Origin of the sequence: Aestuariibius insulae, from assembly GCF_040783535.2 — a bacterium.
Classification (GTDB): Bacteria; Pseudomonadota; Alphaproteobacteria; order Rhodobacterales; family Rhodobacteraceae; genus Aestuariibius; species Aestuariibius insulae.
Window position 1 is genome coordinate 233,699 of the sequence record NZ_JBFONW020000004.1, and the last position, 13,877, is coordinate 247,575.

15 protein-coding genes and 1 tRNA gene are annotated in these 13,877 nt (G+C 64.3%); 9 read left to right on the forward strand and 7 right to left on the reverse strand.

All coding sequences use genetic code 11. From position 1 onward, the window contains the following. The first annotated feature begins 4 nt into the window (after positions 1–4). The gene (gene ribD / locus AAD018_RS12695) at positions 5–1,078 is read left to right on the forward strand and encodes a bifunctional diaminohydroxyphosphoribosylaminopyrimidine deaminase/5-amino-6-(5-phosphoribosylamino)uracil reductase RibD (protein ID WP_412005277.1); all 1,074 of its coding nucleotides are present in this window, start codon (positions 5–7) and stop codon (positions 1,076–1,078) included. 94 nt (positions 1,079–1,172) lie between these two features. On the opposite strand, the gene AAD018_RS12700 is transcribed toward ribD, so the two are convergent. The 3 genes from AAD018_RS12700 to AAD018_RS12710 all read right to left on the reverse strand — a co-directional run bounded on the left by AAD018_RS12700 (position 1,173) and on the right by AAD018_RS12710 (position 5,713). After that, a complete protein-coding gene (locus AAD018_RS12700) occupies positions 1,173–3,185 on the reverse strand; it encodes a capsular polysaccharide biosynthesis protein (RefSeq protein WP_367314458.1) in 2,013 nt (670 codons plus the stop codon). Between the two features lie 4 nt (positions 3,186–3,189). Beyond that, the gene (locus AAD018_RS12705) at positions 3,190–4,326 is read right to left on the reverse strand and encodes a polysaccharide biosynthesis/export family protein (protein WP_412005268.1); all 1,137 of its coding nucleotides are present in this window, start codon (positions 4,324–4,326) and stop codon (positions 3,190–3,192) included. Between the two features lie 106 nt (positions 4,327–4,432). Continuing rightward, the gene (locus AAD018_RS12710) at positions 4,433–5,713 is read right to left on the reverse strand and encodes a capsule biosynthesis protein (protein WP_367314460.1); all 1,281 of its coding nucleotides are present in this window, start codon (positions 5,711–5,713) and stop codon (positions 4,433–4,435) included. A gap of 142 nt (positions 5,714–5,855) precedes the next feature. Here AAD018_RS12710 and AAD018_RS12715 point away from each other — a divergent pair, with 142 nt between their 5' ends. The 5 genes from AAD018_RS12715 (at position 5,856) to AAD018_RS12735 (ending at position 10,270) form a co-directional block, all read left to right on the forward strand. Next, entirely contained in the window at positions 5,856–6,449 is a 594-nt protein-coding gene (locus AAD018_RS12715; RefSeq protein ID WP_367314461.1) for a riboflavin synthase, read from the forward strand. 32 nt (positions 6,450–6,481) lie between these two features. Further along, entirely contained in the window at positions 6,482–6,997 is a 516-nt protein-coding gene (locus tag AAD018_RS12720) for a hypothetical protein (protein WP_412005269.1), read from the forward strand. A 388-nt stretch (positions 6,998–7,385) separates the two neighbouring features. Further along, positions 7,386–8,243 carry a glycosyltransferase family 2 protein gene (locus AAD018_RS12725; protein ID WP_367314463.1) on the forward strand — a complete coding sequence of 286 codons (858 nt, stop codon included), beginning with the start codon at positions 7,386–7,388 and terminating at the stop codon, positions 8,241–8,243. 12 nt (positions 8,244–8,255) lie between these two features. Then, a complete protein-coding gene (locus tag AAD018_RS12730) occupies positions 8,256–9,539 on the forward strand; it encodes a hypothetical protein (RefSeq protein WP_367314464.1) in 1,284 nt (427 codons plus the stop codon). After that, on the forward strand, positions 9,536–10,270 hold the full coding sequence (locus AAD018_RS12735; RefSeq protein ID WP_367314465.1) for a COG3904 family protein: 735 nt from the start codon (positions 9,536–9,538) through the stop codon (positions 10,268–10,270). Before AAD018_RS12730 ends, AAD018_RS12735 begins: the two co-directional genes overlap by 4 nt. A 69-nt stretch (positions 10,271–10,339) precedes the next feature. Here the strand turns inward: AAD018_RS12735 and nusB are convergent, their stop codons facing one another. The 3 genes from nusB to ribB are packed head-to-tail and all read right to left on the reverse strand — an operon-like array spanning position 10,340 to position 12,455. Beyond that, the gene (nusB, locus tag AAD018_RS12740; RefSeq protein WP_367314466.1) at positions 10,340–10,807 is read right to left on the reverse strand and encodes a transcription antitermination factor NusB; all 468 of its coding nucleotides are present in this window, start codon (positions 10,805–10,807) and stop codon (positions 10,340–10,342) included. After that, positions 10,807–11,331: a 6,7-dimethyl-8-ribityllumazine synthase gene (locus tag AAD018_RS12745; protein ID WP_367314467.1), complete on the reverse strand. Its 525-nt coding sequence runs from the start codon at positions 11,329–11,331 to the stop codon at positions 10,807–10,809. The genes nusB and AAD018_RS12745 overlap by 1 nt, the downstream gene beginning before the upstream one ends. Then, the gene (ribB, locus tag AAD018_RS12750; protein WP_367314468.1) at positions 11,331–12,455 is read right to left on the reverse strand and encodes a 3,4-dihydroxy-2-butanone-4-phosphate synthase; all 1,125 of its coding nucleotides are present in this window, start codon (positions 12,453–12,455) and stop codon (positions 11,331–11,333) included. Before ribB ends, AAD018_RS12745 begins: the two co-directional genes overlap by 1 nt. A 154-nt stretch (positions 12,456–12,609) precedes the next feature. On the opposite strand from ribB, the gene AAD018_RS12755 reads away from it, so the two are divergent. Next, positions 12,610–13,068: an MmcB family DNA repair protein gene (locus AAD018_RS12755; RefSeq protein WP_367314469.1), complete on the forward strand. Its 459-nt coding sequence runs from the start codon at positions 12,610–12,612 to the stop codon at positions 13,066–13,068. Here AAD018_RS12755 and AAD018_RS12760 read toward each other — a convergent pair. Beyond that, positions 13,052–13,246 carry a DUF6324 family protein gene (locus AAD018_RS12760; protein WP_367314470.1) on the reverse strand — a complete coding sequence of 65 codons (195 nt, stop codon included), beginning with the start codon at positions 13,244–13,246 and terminating at the stop codon, positions 13,052–13,054. The two genes, AAD018_RS12755 and AAD018_RS12760, sit on opposite strands and share 17 nt — an antisense overlap. A gap of 24 nt (positions 13,247–13,270) precedes the next feature. Between AAD018_RS12760 and AAD018_RS12765 the strand changes: the two genes are divergently transcribed. Beyond that, positions 13,271–13,756 carry a GNAT family N-acetyltransferase gene (locus tag AAD018_RS12765; protein WP_367315191.1) on the forward strand — a complete coding sequence of 162 codons (486 nt, stop codon included), beginning with the start codon at positions 13,271–13,273 and terminating at the stop codon, positions 13,754–13,756. 44 nt (positions 13,757–13,800) lie between these two features. After that, a tRNA-His gene (locus AAD018_RS12770) sits at positions 13,801–13,877 on the forward strand.

The window sequence follows — 13,877 nt, forward strand, 5'->3', positions numbered from 1 at the left end:
TTTCATGCAGCTGGCGCTGTCCTTGGGACGGCGCGGGCTGGGGCGCGTCTGGCCTCGGCCAGCGGTGGGCTGCGTGATCGTTCGCGATGGGCGCATCGTGGGGCGCGGGATGACGGACGGGCAGACGGGCCCGCATGGCGAGGTTCTGGCCTTGCGGCAGGCGGGCGCGGCGGCGCGGGGGGCGACCGTTTATGTCGGGCTGGAGCCCTGTTCGCATCACGGGAAGGTGCCGCCTTGTGCGGATGCGCTGATCAAGGCGGACGTGGCGCGGGTTGTCTCGGCGATGGAGGATCCGTTTCACAAAGTGTCGGGCCGGGGCCATGCGCGGCTTCGCGAGGCGGGGGTAACGGTCGAGACCGGGCTGATGGAGGCTGAAGCGCGGCGCGATCATGCGGGATTCCTGATGCGGCTGACCGACGGGCGGCCGATGGTGACGCTGAAGCTGGCAATGTCGCTCGATGGGCGGATCGCGACCGGATCGGGAGAGAGCCAGTGGATCACAGGGCCCGAGGCGCGGCGGGCGGTGCATGCGATGCGCGCGCGCCACGATGCGGTGATGGTTGGCGGCGGGACAGCGCGGGCTGATGATCCGTCGCTGACGGTTCGGGGGCTGGGTGTGAGCGCGCAGCCGGTGCGGGTGGTTCTGTCGCGGCGGGCGGGGTTGCCCGAGGACGGCGTGCTGGCGCGGACGGGCGCCGAGGTGCCGGTCTGGGTCTGTCATGGGCGCGAGGATCCGCTGCCCGAGGCATTCGCCGCGCAGGGGGCGGTGGGTGTGCCGTGCGATGTGCGAGGGCGCTATGTGGATGTGCGGTCGGCCTTGATGGCGCTAGGGGAGCGCGGGCTCACGCGGGTCTTCTGCGAAGGGGGCGGGAGCCTTGCCGCTTCGCTGTTGCAGGCGGGGCTGGTGGATGAGCTTGTGACGATGGCGGCGGGGCTGGCGCTGGGGGCCGAAGGCGTTCCGGCGCTGGGGGCGCTCGAGATCGCTTGGTTGAGCGAGGCGGAGCGGTTCGCGCTGGCGGAGGTGCGTCCGCTGGGCGGGGATGTGATGGCGCGCTGGGTGCGGGGCAGATCGCTCTAGGCAGCTTTTTTGCAGATAGCCAGTTGGATTGGAGCAGAGGTCCCGGCGCGAGGCTGGGACAATGGCTGACGCTGCGTCTGAGTCGAGAGCGGTGTCACCTCCAGAAAGGGGTGCTGGCGAAGAGGCCCTGGAGTTTGGCGAGGCTGCGGTTGAAGGGGCCGGGGGCCGGAATCTCGGATTCGGCGAGTCGCTGGAGGGCGATCTCGGGCGGGCAGGCCGTGTTCGTGACCGGGTCGTGATAGCGCGGATAATCGATGAGCGCGGCGTGGATCAGCCCCGTCAGGTCGGGCCGCGCCGTGCGCCGCGGGCAGGGCGGACCGAGGTCGGTCGTCAGGCCCCAGCCAGCATAGAAGGGCGTGCCGTAGCAGGTGACTTTGATCCCGCGCAGCAGCGCTTCGAAGCCGAGGAGGGAGGTCATGGTGTGGACGTCGTGGACGTGATCGAGCAGGTCCATCGGGCTGGTATCGCGGGTGACGATATCGGCCAGATCGGATGCGTCGAGATCGCCGCTGCGCAGGCCCGCTTCGACATCGGGATGGGGCTTGTAGATGAGGATCGCGTCCGGATTGGCAGCGCGGGCCGCCTCGAGAAGGGCGCGGTTGGTGCGGATCGCGCCGGTGCCTTTGAGGATCGAGGCGTCGTCCTCGACCTGACCGGGCACGAGAATACGGTGGCCCTCGGGCAGGTTCGGGAGCGGCTGGCCCGCGAGGTTGTATTTACTCAGACGGGCGGCGATGAGGCTGTGTTTCAGGCGGTTCGCGCGGGCGCGGGCGGTGTCGTTCAGGGCCTCGCTGGCGGCGATGAGCCTCTCGAGGCGGCTTTCCTGCGAGGGATCGTAGTAGATGCCCAGATCGTCGAAGGCGAGGGAGAGAGGCGGGATCAACTCGGCCCCGAGGCCGCGGGAGCGGATGAAGCCGTCCTCGACCCGGATGGCGCCGACGGTCTCAAGTTCGGGCGTGGTTTTGCCGGCCCAGCTGATAAGGCGTTGGGGCGGATCGGCCATGGCGATGGCGCGGCCGGGATCGTCGGTGAAGCGCACCTTGCCGGTGTGAAGGAAGCGGCGGATGGGCGCGCGTTTCCACAGGCGGATGCCGTGGGCGATGGTGCCGTGATGATCCTCGCGCCAGGCGCGCGACTGCGCCTCGAGCGTGGCCAGCGTTTGGTCGAGGGTCGCGAGGCGGTCGCCGTAAGGGTCGTACCATTTGGGATAGAGGATCATCGCGCCTGCAAAAAGCTGCGCGCGCGTCAGGTTCCGCTTGCGGCGGGACAGGCGGTCGAGCGGGAGGCGGTCGTCGGTGAGGCCCCATCCGGCATAGAACGGCTGGCCAAAAGTGACGGGGCGGTGGCCTGCGAGGATCGCCTCGAACCCCATTTGCGAGGAGACAGTGTAGGTCGCGATCGCGCCTTCCAGAAGGACCTGCGGGGCGAAGGGGGCATCGATGAGCTTGACCCGGTCGCTTTCGTCGGAAGAGTCGAAATAGCCCTGCCGGTGGCCCGCGACAGTTTCAGGGTGGGTTTTGATCAGGATGCGGGCGCCGGGATAATCGTCCTGCGCGTAAAAGAGCATCTCGCGGAAGGTGTTGGCATCGGCGCGGCTGCCTGCGACGGAGGCGTCCCCGCGTGTCTGGTCGATCACGAGGACATAGCCGGGATCGGGCGGCGTGAGCGTCAGGTCGTGGCTGTTGTATTTCGACAGGCGCCCGGCGGTCATCCACGCCATGCCCGCCCGCGCCGTATCGAGGATTGAGGTGTCATCGAGGGGATTGTCGTTCAGGAGGGTTTCGAGATCGGAGGGATGTTCAGCCTCGAAATGGACGCCTTTGGTGTCGAGATGGAGGCCCAACGGGGCGTCTCCGTCGCGGCCGGTGCGGACGGAGCGCAGGAAGGCGTCTTCCACCCGAAGGATGGGATTGCCGGTGAGCTCGGCGACTTTCTCGCCGCGCGGGGAGGTGGGGCTTTTCCCCCAGACGCCGATCCAGTCGCCTTCGGAAGGTTTGCCGAGGCGCACATCCCAGCCCGAGAGGGACAGGATGCGCCGGATGCGCGATTGCGTGAGAAACCCGCCATTATAGACGTAGAGCCGCCGTGGCCCGGCGGCGTCGGTCACGCGGTCAGCCGCCCAGACCGGTCGCGGTCTGGTTCACGGTGCGCACGGCGCCAAGCGATCCGGTCAGCGCGGCCACGCCCTTGTTGAACTGGGTGTAGGGCGCTTCGGTCACGTAGATGGTATCGCCGTCGCGAATGTCGAAGCCGCGGGCATGGAAAAGGCCCATCGGTTCGGTCAGATCAATGATGTAGACGACCCGCTGATCGCTGGGCAGATCCGCGCCGACGAGGCGTTCGGCGATGGATTCATGCTCGCGTCTGAGGATGAAGACCCCCGTCGGGTTCGCGATGGAGGAGGACAGACCGCCGACCTGCGCCAGCGCCTCGAGTGCGGAGATCGTCTGTTTTTCGAAGGGAACGAGCGTCTGCTGCCCGGTTGCGCCTAGGGCGGTGTAGTTGCGGGTGTCCTGCTCGACGATGATCTGGTCGCCGTTGCGCAGAGCGATGTTGTTGCCGGGCTGGCTGTAGAGATCCTCGAACCAGATCGAGCCGCGTTCGCCATTACGCAAAAGGGTCACGCGTGTGATTTCGGGTTCAACCACGGTGCCGCCCGCGCGGGCGAGCATGCCCGAGAGCGTTCGCGTGGGCCGCTCGATCGGGTAGACGCCTTGCGCCGTGACGGCGCCTACGACGGACACGGCGGCGCCGTCACCGGCGACGCGGCGCACCTCGACCTGCGGGTCGGGCGTCTGTTCTCCGAGTTGGTTGGTGATGACCTGCCGAACGGCCTCGGGCGTGTTGCCTGCCGCTCGGATTCGGCCCGCATAGGGCACGAAGATAAAGCCTGATCCGTCGACCTGCACCTCATTGAGGATTGCCGCGTTCTGCCCTGGCGCTGCCAGAAGACCGTCATCGACGTTTTCGTAGATCGTCAGGCCCAGTACGTCGCCTGCGCGAATCGTATCGGAGCCGACGACGGCGGCATTCCGGAACGAGGCAGGAAAACCGAGCGTCTGATCGACGGACGCGATGGCATTCACGTTGTCATTGACGGCGACAACATAGGCCTGCCCGCCCTCAACAACGGACGCGTCAAGCAGTTCGGCCTTGGTCGGACCAGAACGCGGCAGTCCGCAGGCGGACAAAGAGAGAATGGCGGCGGTACAAGCTGCGACTTTCGTCAGACGCGTGCAATCGGTCACGGACATATCTCCTTCATGCGGGCAGGTCTTCGGCCCGGCGATTGCGCCGTTTGTCGCAAAGATTTCGGGAAAGCGCAGGTCAATTCGGCAAAAAGATGGCGAAAGTTCAAGGAACAACGCGCAACTGTTGCCGTGGCGCAGCGGTCCCGGCAGCAAGCGCGTCATAGGGATCTTCGGGTTGCAGCATCATGTCGACCACTTGGCGCAAAAGCGGTCTGCGGCTACGCGCGGCGTAGAATCCGCCGGGAACCTGGCTCGTCTCCAGCAAGAACAGGCGATAATCCGTATAGGCGCTTCGGTCTGGACGCTTGGGCTGGGCAAAGAAGTCAGCCAGCGGTTGCTCGGAGACGAACTCCGGCTTGTCGTATACGGCATCGCCGAAGACCTTTAGTGAAATTCCGCGCCGAAGCACCTGCTGGGCGGCGGTGGAATTTACAGTAACGGCGGATCGCGCATTGTTGAGCAGCCCTGCGAGCTTGCCGCCTCTAACATAATGCACGCGGCCCGTCACACCCTGTTCGGCGGCAATGCGGGCGATGAGCTTGCTATGCGGGCTGCGCCCCGTCTCAAGGGGATGGGCCTTGAACACAAGATGGTGATGGCGCGGCGCTCCCGCCGAGAAGCCTTCGATGACAACTTGTAGAAACTCCTCCATCCGGGTGAAGCGGGAATGGGCGAGAAAGCTGGCATCGTGCTCAAGCTGCATCAGAACAAGGTGAAAAGGGTGGCCCGAGCGATTAATTCGCGCCGTCGAGAGGGCCCGGCCCAGCGCGTGAAAGGGCATCAAAAGAAGACGGCGCCCATAAAGCACGACCTCCGCGCTCACGGGCAATTCTCGGTGGCGCTGGAAATTCGCGTAAGCGCCGTTCCAGAAGAGAACGAAGGTGTGGTAAAGCGCGCCGTAGAAGATATGCTGGCGCATATCGCCCCAACTGGCCGGAGCCGGCGGATCATCGGGGTCGGCCTTTTCCAGCGCCCTGCGCATATCGGTGACGGACATGTCCATCAGACGCGAATAACCGTTGGTCCCGCCACGCTCGTATGTGACCCAGAACGGACGGAGATATCCTTCTTCAAAGACGTGGATCGTCAGCCCGCGATCCCGGGCCTGCTCGATTGCCTGAGCGTGGATCGGACGCACGTCGCCGTAAAGGACGATATCGGTGATCTCGCGCTCGTCCACGATCTTGTCAAAGCGCTCGGGCCAAGCCTCGGCGCGGTCCTTAAAGGCGATATAGCTTGCAGCGTCATGCCAGAAAGCGCGGTCGCCTGCGTTAAAGCCGACGCGCGTCACCTGAGCCCCCGCCGCGCGCAGCATGCAGGACAGACGCCAGAAGAAAGGGCCGTGAGGGCCTTGAAGAAAAAGGAACTTTCGCTCGCTTTGCATGAATGTGACGGGCCTAACTAACGCGGATATTGCGAGGTGACTTTGACTGCTTAACCTTAATTTTCCCTATCGCAAAAGAGGATCGCTTGCTCCTCGGCGAGCCGCGGCCTACCAAAGGGGCGGATCGGCGGAGGATGGCCACATGTTTACCGGGATCGTGACGGATATCGGCGAGGTCCGAGACGTGACGCGTCAAGGCGATCTCAGGGCGCGGATCGGCACTAGCTACGAGATGGGATCCGTTGATCTGGGCGCCTCGATTGCCTGTGACGGCGTCTGCCTGACGGTCGTGGCCAAGGGCGACGACTGGTTTGATGTCGATATCAGCGCCGAGACGGTCGAAAAGACAAATATCGCCGAAAGCAACTGGGCGCCGGGTAAGCGCATCAACCTCGAACCCGCGCTTCGGGTAGGGGACGAGCTCGGCGGGCATATAGTCTCGGGCCATGTAGATGGCGTGGCTGAGATCATCGCGATGACGGATGAGGGGGCGAGCACGCGGGTGACGCTGCGCGCGCCGGAGGCTCTGGCGCGGTTCATTGCGCCCAAGGGGTCGGTCGCGCTCAACGGCACGTCGCTAACCGTGAACAAGGTGGAGGGTGCGGAGTTCGGCATCAACTTCATCCCGCATACCAAAGAGGCCACGACCTGGGGCGATGCGGCGGTCGGGGATGCAGTCAACCTCGAGATAGACACGCTCGCGCGTTATGTGGCGCGTCTGGCAGAGGTCGCATGAACGCAGGGATCGGCCATAACAATGGCCCTTCCATGGAGGATGGCCGAGCCTGGCGACGGCATGTCTGGACGCGCGCCAGGGCCGATCTTCTACCGAAGCTGCCGTTGGAGGTTGTTCGGGTGCGGGTCCGCCGCGCGAAGGAGCTGGGCCTGCCCTACAAGACCTATGCCGGCGTTCGAGCCAGCACGGGGCGCGATGTAATCGGTTTCCTCTTTTCCAGCAATGCGCTGCGGCTCCTGCGCGCCGGGGATGTCCTGCCCGCGAGCCGGGCGGCAAAGCTTGTGGCGCTCACCGGATGCGACAAGCTGGCGGTGGTGCAGCCGGGCTTTCCGCTGGGCGAGGTGCCGATCCCGCCTTTGGATGACAGGATCGCCGCACCGCTCTTCACGCATAGCTGGCCTGGTATGCGCGTCACCCTCGCAGCGCCCCTGCGCGCGCGGGGTCTTCCGGCGGATGGCGTTCTGGTCATTGGCGAAACCGCGATCGAGCGGGACTGGGCCGAAGCGGCCCGAACCGCCGGGTTCATTCAGGCAGACCGCTTCTTTTAGGGTGCGGCTCCCTCTTCATCTTGTCACAAATATGCAAATCCGCTGGTGGGGGGCGGCACAAGGCCTTGACCGTCATGCGCCACAGTCAATGCCGGACGGCCCGAAACATGTCGTGGCGCGCAAGCGCCTCCGTGTCGCAACACTCGATCACACCTTGCCCCGGGGGCCACGGCCCCCTAACTAAGAGAGCGGCGGGTTCTGCCCTTCTCGTGCTCGGTCAAATTCCGGTGGCCTTAAGCAATTCCGAGGGAGCTGGCTCTGATCGGATCCTGGTCCGGTTATCTGGCGCCCACCTGTACATACAGGTCCTCGGGAATTTAATGAACCGCACGGTTGCGTGTGGGCCCGCCACATCACGCCCGGGGGCGACATGACAAAGGCGCCCGCCATGGCCAAGACCGTTAAGACGATCAAGACCATCCTACGCGGCAAGACTCCGGCGCAGATGCGTGTTAAAGGGCAGTTTTGGCAGCGCCTAAATCGGTTCGATTCACCCTCCGGCGATCCGGTCACACTATTTGCGATGCCACTTGTCTCGCGAAGCCGCTCGGGTGATTGGGGCACGGTCTCGTACAACCTTGCCGCGACGCTCGCATCGATGCGCGCCCAGACCTCGGGCCGGTGGGAGCTGATCATTTGCGGGCAGGACGAACCGGATGGGATCGAGTTTGACGACCAGGTGCAGTTCCTGCGCTATCCGGGCTCCGACGCCTTTTTCGACAAGGGTCGCAAGCGGCGCGCCATCATCCACCACGCGGCGAAGATCCGAAAGGATGACGGTTATCTCTTTCAGTTTGATGCCGATGACCTTCTGCATCCTGGCGTTGTCGAACATATTCACGCCACCGATAACGGTGCGGGCTATTATGTCGAGCGCGGCTACATGATCGAGGAGCCGGGCGGGCATCTTGCCCCGCTCGATCCCGAGCCAGGCCATATCCCCTTCAACCGGATCTGCGGCTCGTCCAACGCGGTCCGGTTCGATTTTCGCCGCTCGCGCGCCAGTAAGACGGTTCTAAGCGAAATGAAGGCGCATCCCGCTATTCCGGCCCGCATGGCCTACTACGGCCTTGAAATGACCCCGATCCCGTTTCCGGCGGCGCTGTACCTTGTCGGGCACGGAGAAAACATGGTCGCCCGCAGAGGCACCATCGACAGCAAGCTGTCTTATGCGCAAACTCATCGCATTGAGGACCCAGAGCGGATCGCACGGATCCGCGCAGACTTTGGACTGACCGCGCCCTAGAAGGAGCGAGAGATGAAAAGTACGCCCTATTCCCGAGAGCTGGAGGCCCATGTCAGTTGGCTCGACAGCATCACCGGTGCCGCCCTTGGCGTGCTGGCCGTGGCCTCGGGGATCTATACTTATCTGGGTGTCTCGTCCCTTCTCGACGACAATGGCGCGCTAAGTGTCTTTGCTGCGATTTCCTACTCCGTCGCCGTCTCGGTCGGGATCTTCGTTTTCTGGTCCTACATGATGCGGCTTCTGCCCGCTGTCCGGACGGCGGGGGCTCGTGTCGGGCTTTTGTGCTCGATGTTGCTTGGCTCGGTCGCGATTGTCGCCATGTCGTCCTGGCTGAACGCCGCGGCTTTGGCGGGGGCGGCCGCGGTAGAGCAGCATCTCGCCGAGACGATCGGCGACTATCAGGACAGCCTCGAACAGGCGCATACGACCGCTGTCACGGCTCAGGGACTCCAGCGCGATGTCTCGCGCGTGCGCCAGAGTTTCCAGGATCTCTCCGAGCAGGAGGCCGAAGGGTCGCTGTCGGGCCTTGCGGGTCGCGGCGCTGTCTTCCGCGTTCTCAACCAGAAATCCGCCGAGCTCGCGGCCCTCGAGGCGCAGATCGGGGCGCAGGATCCTCTGATCGAGCAGGCCTTCATCGAAGGCAACGAGATCCTGTCGCGGATGCGGTCTCTGACCGTCGGGACTGGTGCGGTCGAGGAGCGGTCGGTGGAATTTTCCGAGGAGGCCGTGCGTCTTGCGGGTCTTATCACCCAGCTGCGTCAACTTTCCGTCGCGCCGCTGGTGGCCCGTGCGGCTGCCGATCTCGATGCCTCCGTAGTTCTGCCGGAGCTTGACGGGCGTACGGATGCGAACCGGGGAGATCAGGCCCGCACCATTGACAGCGTCCTCGGTGTGTTGTCGACCCGCGCAGAAAGCCTGCAGGCCGCCGCCGAAGGCGTGATGGCGATGGAGCAGCCAGAAGAGACGACCTATACGCCGATCTCGACCGCCGATGCGGTAATCCTTTATGCAGGCAACTTCGTGCCGTCCTGGGCCGGGGCCATCGCCATCGATCTTCTGCCCGCCGTCCTTGTTTTCATTCTTGCGATCACGCAGGCCGCGATTCGTGCGGGCCGCCGCGAGCAGAGCATCGAGGATACGCTGACGCTGACCGAGCTGCGCGCCGCGCTGAAGGCCGCTCATGACATGGAGGCGATCCACGACCATGAGCGGCCGCGACGGCAAGCCACTCCGCCCGCTGCGGCCGCGCCGGGTGCCAATGTCGAGCCGCTGCCCTCGTCCGACCGAAGCGCATGACGACCACAGCTCCTCCCGTTCAGAAGGCGATCCGCTGGATCCTGGTTTTGCAGGTGGGCGTCGCGATCCTGATGTTCAGCACCGATCTGCTGGGTCGTTTGCCGTCGATTCTCTCGCCGTCAAAGGCGCCGACCTTCGATCGTCCGACGGCGCCGGGCGATCAGACCCGCCGCTACGCGCCGCGCCGGATCACGACCGGACCGGATACGAGCCCGCTGCCGCGCCGGCTTGTCTTTGACCGAGAGGGGGATGTTCTGACGCTGACCGGCGCGATCGAGCAGGGGGACGCCGCCCGTTTCGATGAAGAGCTGAACCGTGTCGGCACCATCGAGACGATCCGGCTGATGAGTCCGGGGGGGTCGGTTCTGGATGCGCTCGATATCGGTCGTCGTCTTCGAGACGAGAGGCTGTCGACCGAGATGACCGCCGATGGCGTCTGTCTTTCGGCTTGTCCTTATATCCTTGCCGCCGGGACGGAGCGGCGGGTTCACATCTCTGCCTCGGTCGGGGTGCATCAGCATTATTTCGGCGAAAGCACCGTTCTGCCCGCCTTCACGGCGGTCGAGGATATCCAGCGGGGGCAGGGCGAAGTGATGCGGTATCTCGACGAGATGGGGGTCGATCCGCTTGTCATGCAGCATGCGCTGGTGACGCCGCCGGACGAGATCTACATCCTGACGCCGAATGAGCTTGAGACTTACGGTCTGGCGACGGAGATTGGAGATCGCTGAGGCATCGTCGTGTTCAGGTCGCTGCCAGCGGTCGCCGGGTAGAACCAGCGGCGTAGATGACGGGATCGCTCAGAACGCCTCAGGCTTGGCCTCTCGGGCCATGTGATCGAGCACCGCATTCACGAATTTGGCCTCTTTGCCGTCAGGAAAGAAGGCGCGCGCGACGTCCACGAATTCGGTGATGACGACCTTTGGCGGCGTATCGCGCCCGACAAGCTCGGCCCCGGCGGCGCGAAAGAGGGCGCGCAGGGTCGGATCGATCCGGGCGATGGGCCATTTGGCGACGAGGGCGCGGTCGGTCATCTGGTCTATCCGGGCCTGATCGGTGACGGCGCCGTCCATAAGGGCCTTGAAAGTGTCAGGATCGCCTTCGGCCATCTCATAATCGTCAAAGACCTCGCCGAAGCGGTGATCCTCGAATTCACGCACGACCGCTTCGACCGTGCGGTCCGACATCTCCATCTGGTAGAGTGCCTGAACCGCGAAGAGCCGCGCGGCAGAGCGCATCTGCCGCTTCTGATTTCCCGAGAGCGCCATCAGACCGTGTCGCTCGCCAGAAGAATGTCGCGGCCAAAGCCGATGGCTTTGCCTTTCTTCCCCCATTTGCGGGAGAGTGCGATCAGGTGGAGCGCGGCGGCCGCGGCTCCTCCGCCCTTGTTCTGGCCGTCCACTTCGGCGCGGACCTCGGCCTGTTCGCGAGTTTCGACCGTAAGAATGCCGTTACCGATGCACAGACCTTGCAGGCCCAGAAGCGTAATCGCGCGGGAGCTGTCGTTGCAGACGGTCTCGTAATGGGTCGTCTCGCCGCGAATGACGCAGCCGAGCGCGACATAGCCGTCGAAATTGCTCATCCGTTCGGCGATGCCGATGGCGGTAGGAACCTCGAGTGCGCCGGGCACCTCGATCAGATCGTGGGTGCCGCCCGCGGCCTCAATCTCGGCCTTGGCGCCGGCGACGAGTGCATCGGCGATGTCCTTGTAATAAGGCGCCACGACAATCAGCAGCTTGACGGGGTTGTCAAAGCCGGGCCGATCCAAAACATGGTGCTGGGAGCCTGCCATTATCCGATCTCCGATATCTTGCGCACCGCGACAATCTCGAGCCCGTAGGCATCGAGGCCGACGACCTTGGGCTGCGGGGAATTGGTTAAGAGGATGAGTTTCGACAGGCCCAGCGACGACAGGATCTGTGCGCCGAGCCCGTATTGCCGGAGTGTCTGAGGCGAAGTTTCCTCGCCTGCGGCAAGGCGCATGTGCAGATCGCGCAGAAGAACGAGCGCGCCACGGCCTTCCTCGGCGATTATCTTCATCGCGTCGCCGAATTCCGCTGCGCGGCCGGTGCCGCCGACGCCGACGACATCAAGGAGCGGATCGAGGGCATGCATACGCACGAGGACGGGATCGTCCCCGGACAGATCGCCTTTGACCAGCGCGATATGCTCGGCGCCCTGGGTTTCATCGGTGAAGATCCGCATTTCCCACTCGCCGCCAAATTCACTCTGGATCGTTTGGCGATCGCGGACCCGCACGAGATTGTCATGCCGGCGGCGGTAGGAGATGAGATCGCTGATTGTACCGATTTTGAGATTATGAAGCTGAGCGAAGGCGACGAGATCAGGTAGGCGAGACATGGAGCCGTCTTCGTTCATGATCTCGCAGATTACGCCCGAGGCATTGAGGCCCGCAAGGCGGGAGACGTCGATGGCAGCTTCGGTATGGCCTGCGCGCACGAGAACGCCGCCGTCGCGGGCGCGCAGCGGGAAGACATGGCCCGGGGTCGCGATATCGGCGGCGGTCGCGGCGCTGTCGATGGCGACTGAGACGGTGCGTGCGCGGTCGGCGGCGGAGATGCCGGTGGTGACGCCTTCGCGGGCCTCGATCGAGACGGTGAAGGCGGTTTCGTGGCGCGAGGAGTTTTGCGAGGCCATCAGAGGCAGGCCGAGCGCGTCGATCCTCTCGCCCGGCAAGGCCAGACAGATCAGCCCGCGTCCGTGGGTCGCCATGAAATTGATCGCGTCGGGCGTGGCCATCTGGGCGGGAATGACGAGATCGCCCTCGTTTTCGCGGTCCTCATGGTCGACGAGAATGAACATCCGCCCGTTACGCGCATCCTCAATAATTTCCTCGGTTGAGGAAATGGCGTCGGTCCAGCTTTCCTCGACCGGTCCGGGCTGTTCGAAACTCATGGGGCGCGACCTTTCGGGTAGGATGGGCGCTGGATATCTCGCGGATGCCGCGATGGCCAGAGCGCGGTTTGAGATGCCGCAGCGTCGGATTTTGCATATTTTGGTCAGATGAAGGATCTTGTCTTGTGTTCACTCTTTGTTCATTATGAAAGCCATGCCCGATGATATGTCTTTGGATCCTCTTCGGCCCGGCCAGCTTTTGGCGCGGGGGATCTGCCGTCATCTGGCGAGCCATGACTTTGCCTGTCTTGAGGAATTCATTCCGGCGCCGGGGCTGCGGGTCGATGTGATGGCTCTGGGACCGAAAGGCGAGATCTGGATCGTCGAGTGCAAGTCGAGCCGGGCGGATTTCACCTCGGACCGGAAATGGGAGGGGTATCTGGAGTTTTGCGACCGGTATTTCTGGGGGGTGGATGAGGCGTTTCCGTCAGAGTTGCTTCCGTTGGAGAGCGGTCTGATCCTGGCGGATGCCTATGATGCCGAGATCGTCCGGATGCCCGAGGCGGATAAGCTGGCGCCGGCGCGGCGCAAGGCGATGACGGCGCGGTTTGCGCGGCATGCGGCGCGGCGGCTTCAGGGGCTGCGCGATCCGGGAGCTATTTTTTCGATCTGAGCGCGTCGGCGGCCTTGGCGGCGGCGAGGATTTCCTCGGCGATTTCGCGGGCCTCTGCGGGGTCGAAATCCATGGGGATCTCGCTTCCGCCGCCTTCGATGAAAAGGCGGACCATGCCCCGGTCGGTTGGACCGATTTGCAGGTTGGCTTCGAGATCGCGTTCGTTGTTGATACCCATGGACAGGGGATTAGCGTGGAGCGGATGGAAATGACAAGGGTGGCGCTGCGTTCGGCGGTCCCGGAGGATGCGGGTTGGATCGTGGAGCGGCATGCGGCGCTGTATGCGCAGGAGGCGTGCTTTGACGACAGCTTTAGAGCGGTCGTGCGCGGGGTTCTGGACCGGTTCTTTGCAGGCGCAAGCGGGCGCGGCTGGATAGCGGAGCAGGACGGGGCGCCCGCCGGGTGCATCTTTTGCATGATGGAAGAGCCGGGCTGGGCGCGGCTGCGGCTGTTTCTGCTAGAGCCGGAGGCGCGCGGGACCGGGATGGGGCGGCGTCTGCTGGAGACCTGCATGGCGTTCGCGCGCGAAAACGGGGCCGGGGCGATGCGGCTGTCGACCCATGAAAGCCACGAGGCGGCCTGCGCGCTTTATGCGAAGGTTGGGTGGATCCGGGTCGCTTCGCGGCCGGTTCAAAGCTACGGATGTGATCTGGTGGAGCAGGATTGGGAGATTCTATTTGCGCCCTGAGCGGTCTTGCAAATGAGCTTGCCCGGCGCTATTGCGCGCGGTGTGCCGGCGTAGCTCAGTAGGTTAGAGCGCCTGATTGTGGATCAGGAGGTCCCCCGTTCGAGCCGGGGCGCTGGTACCA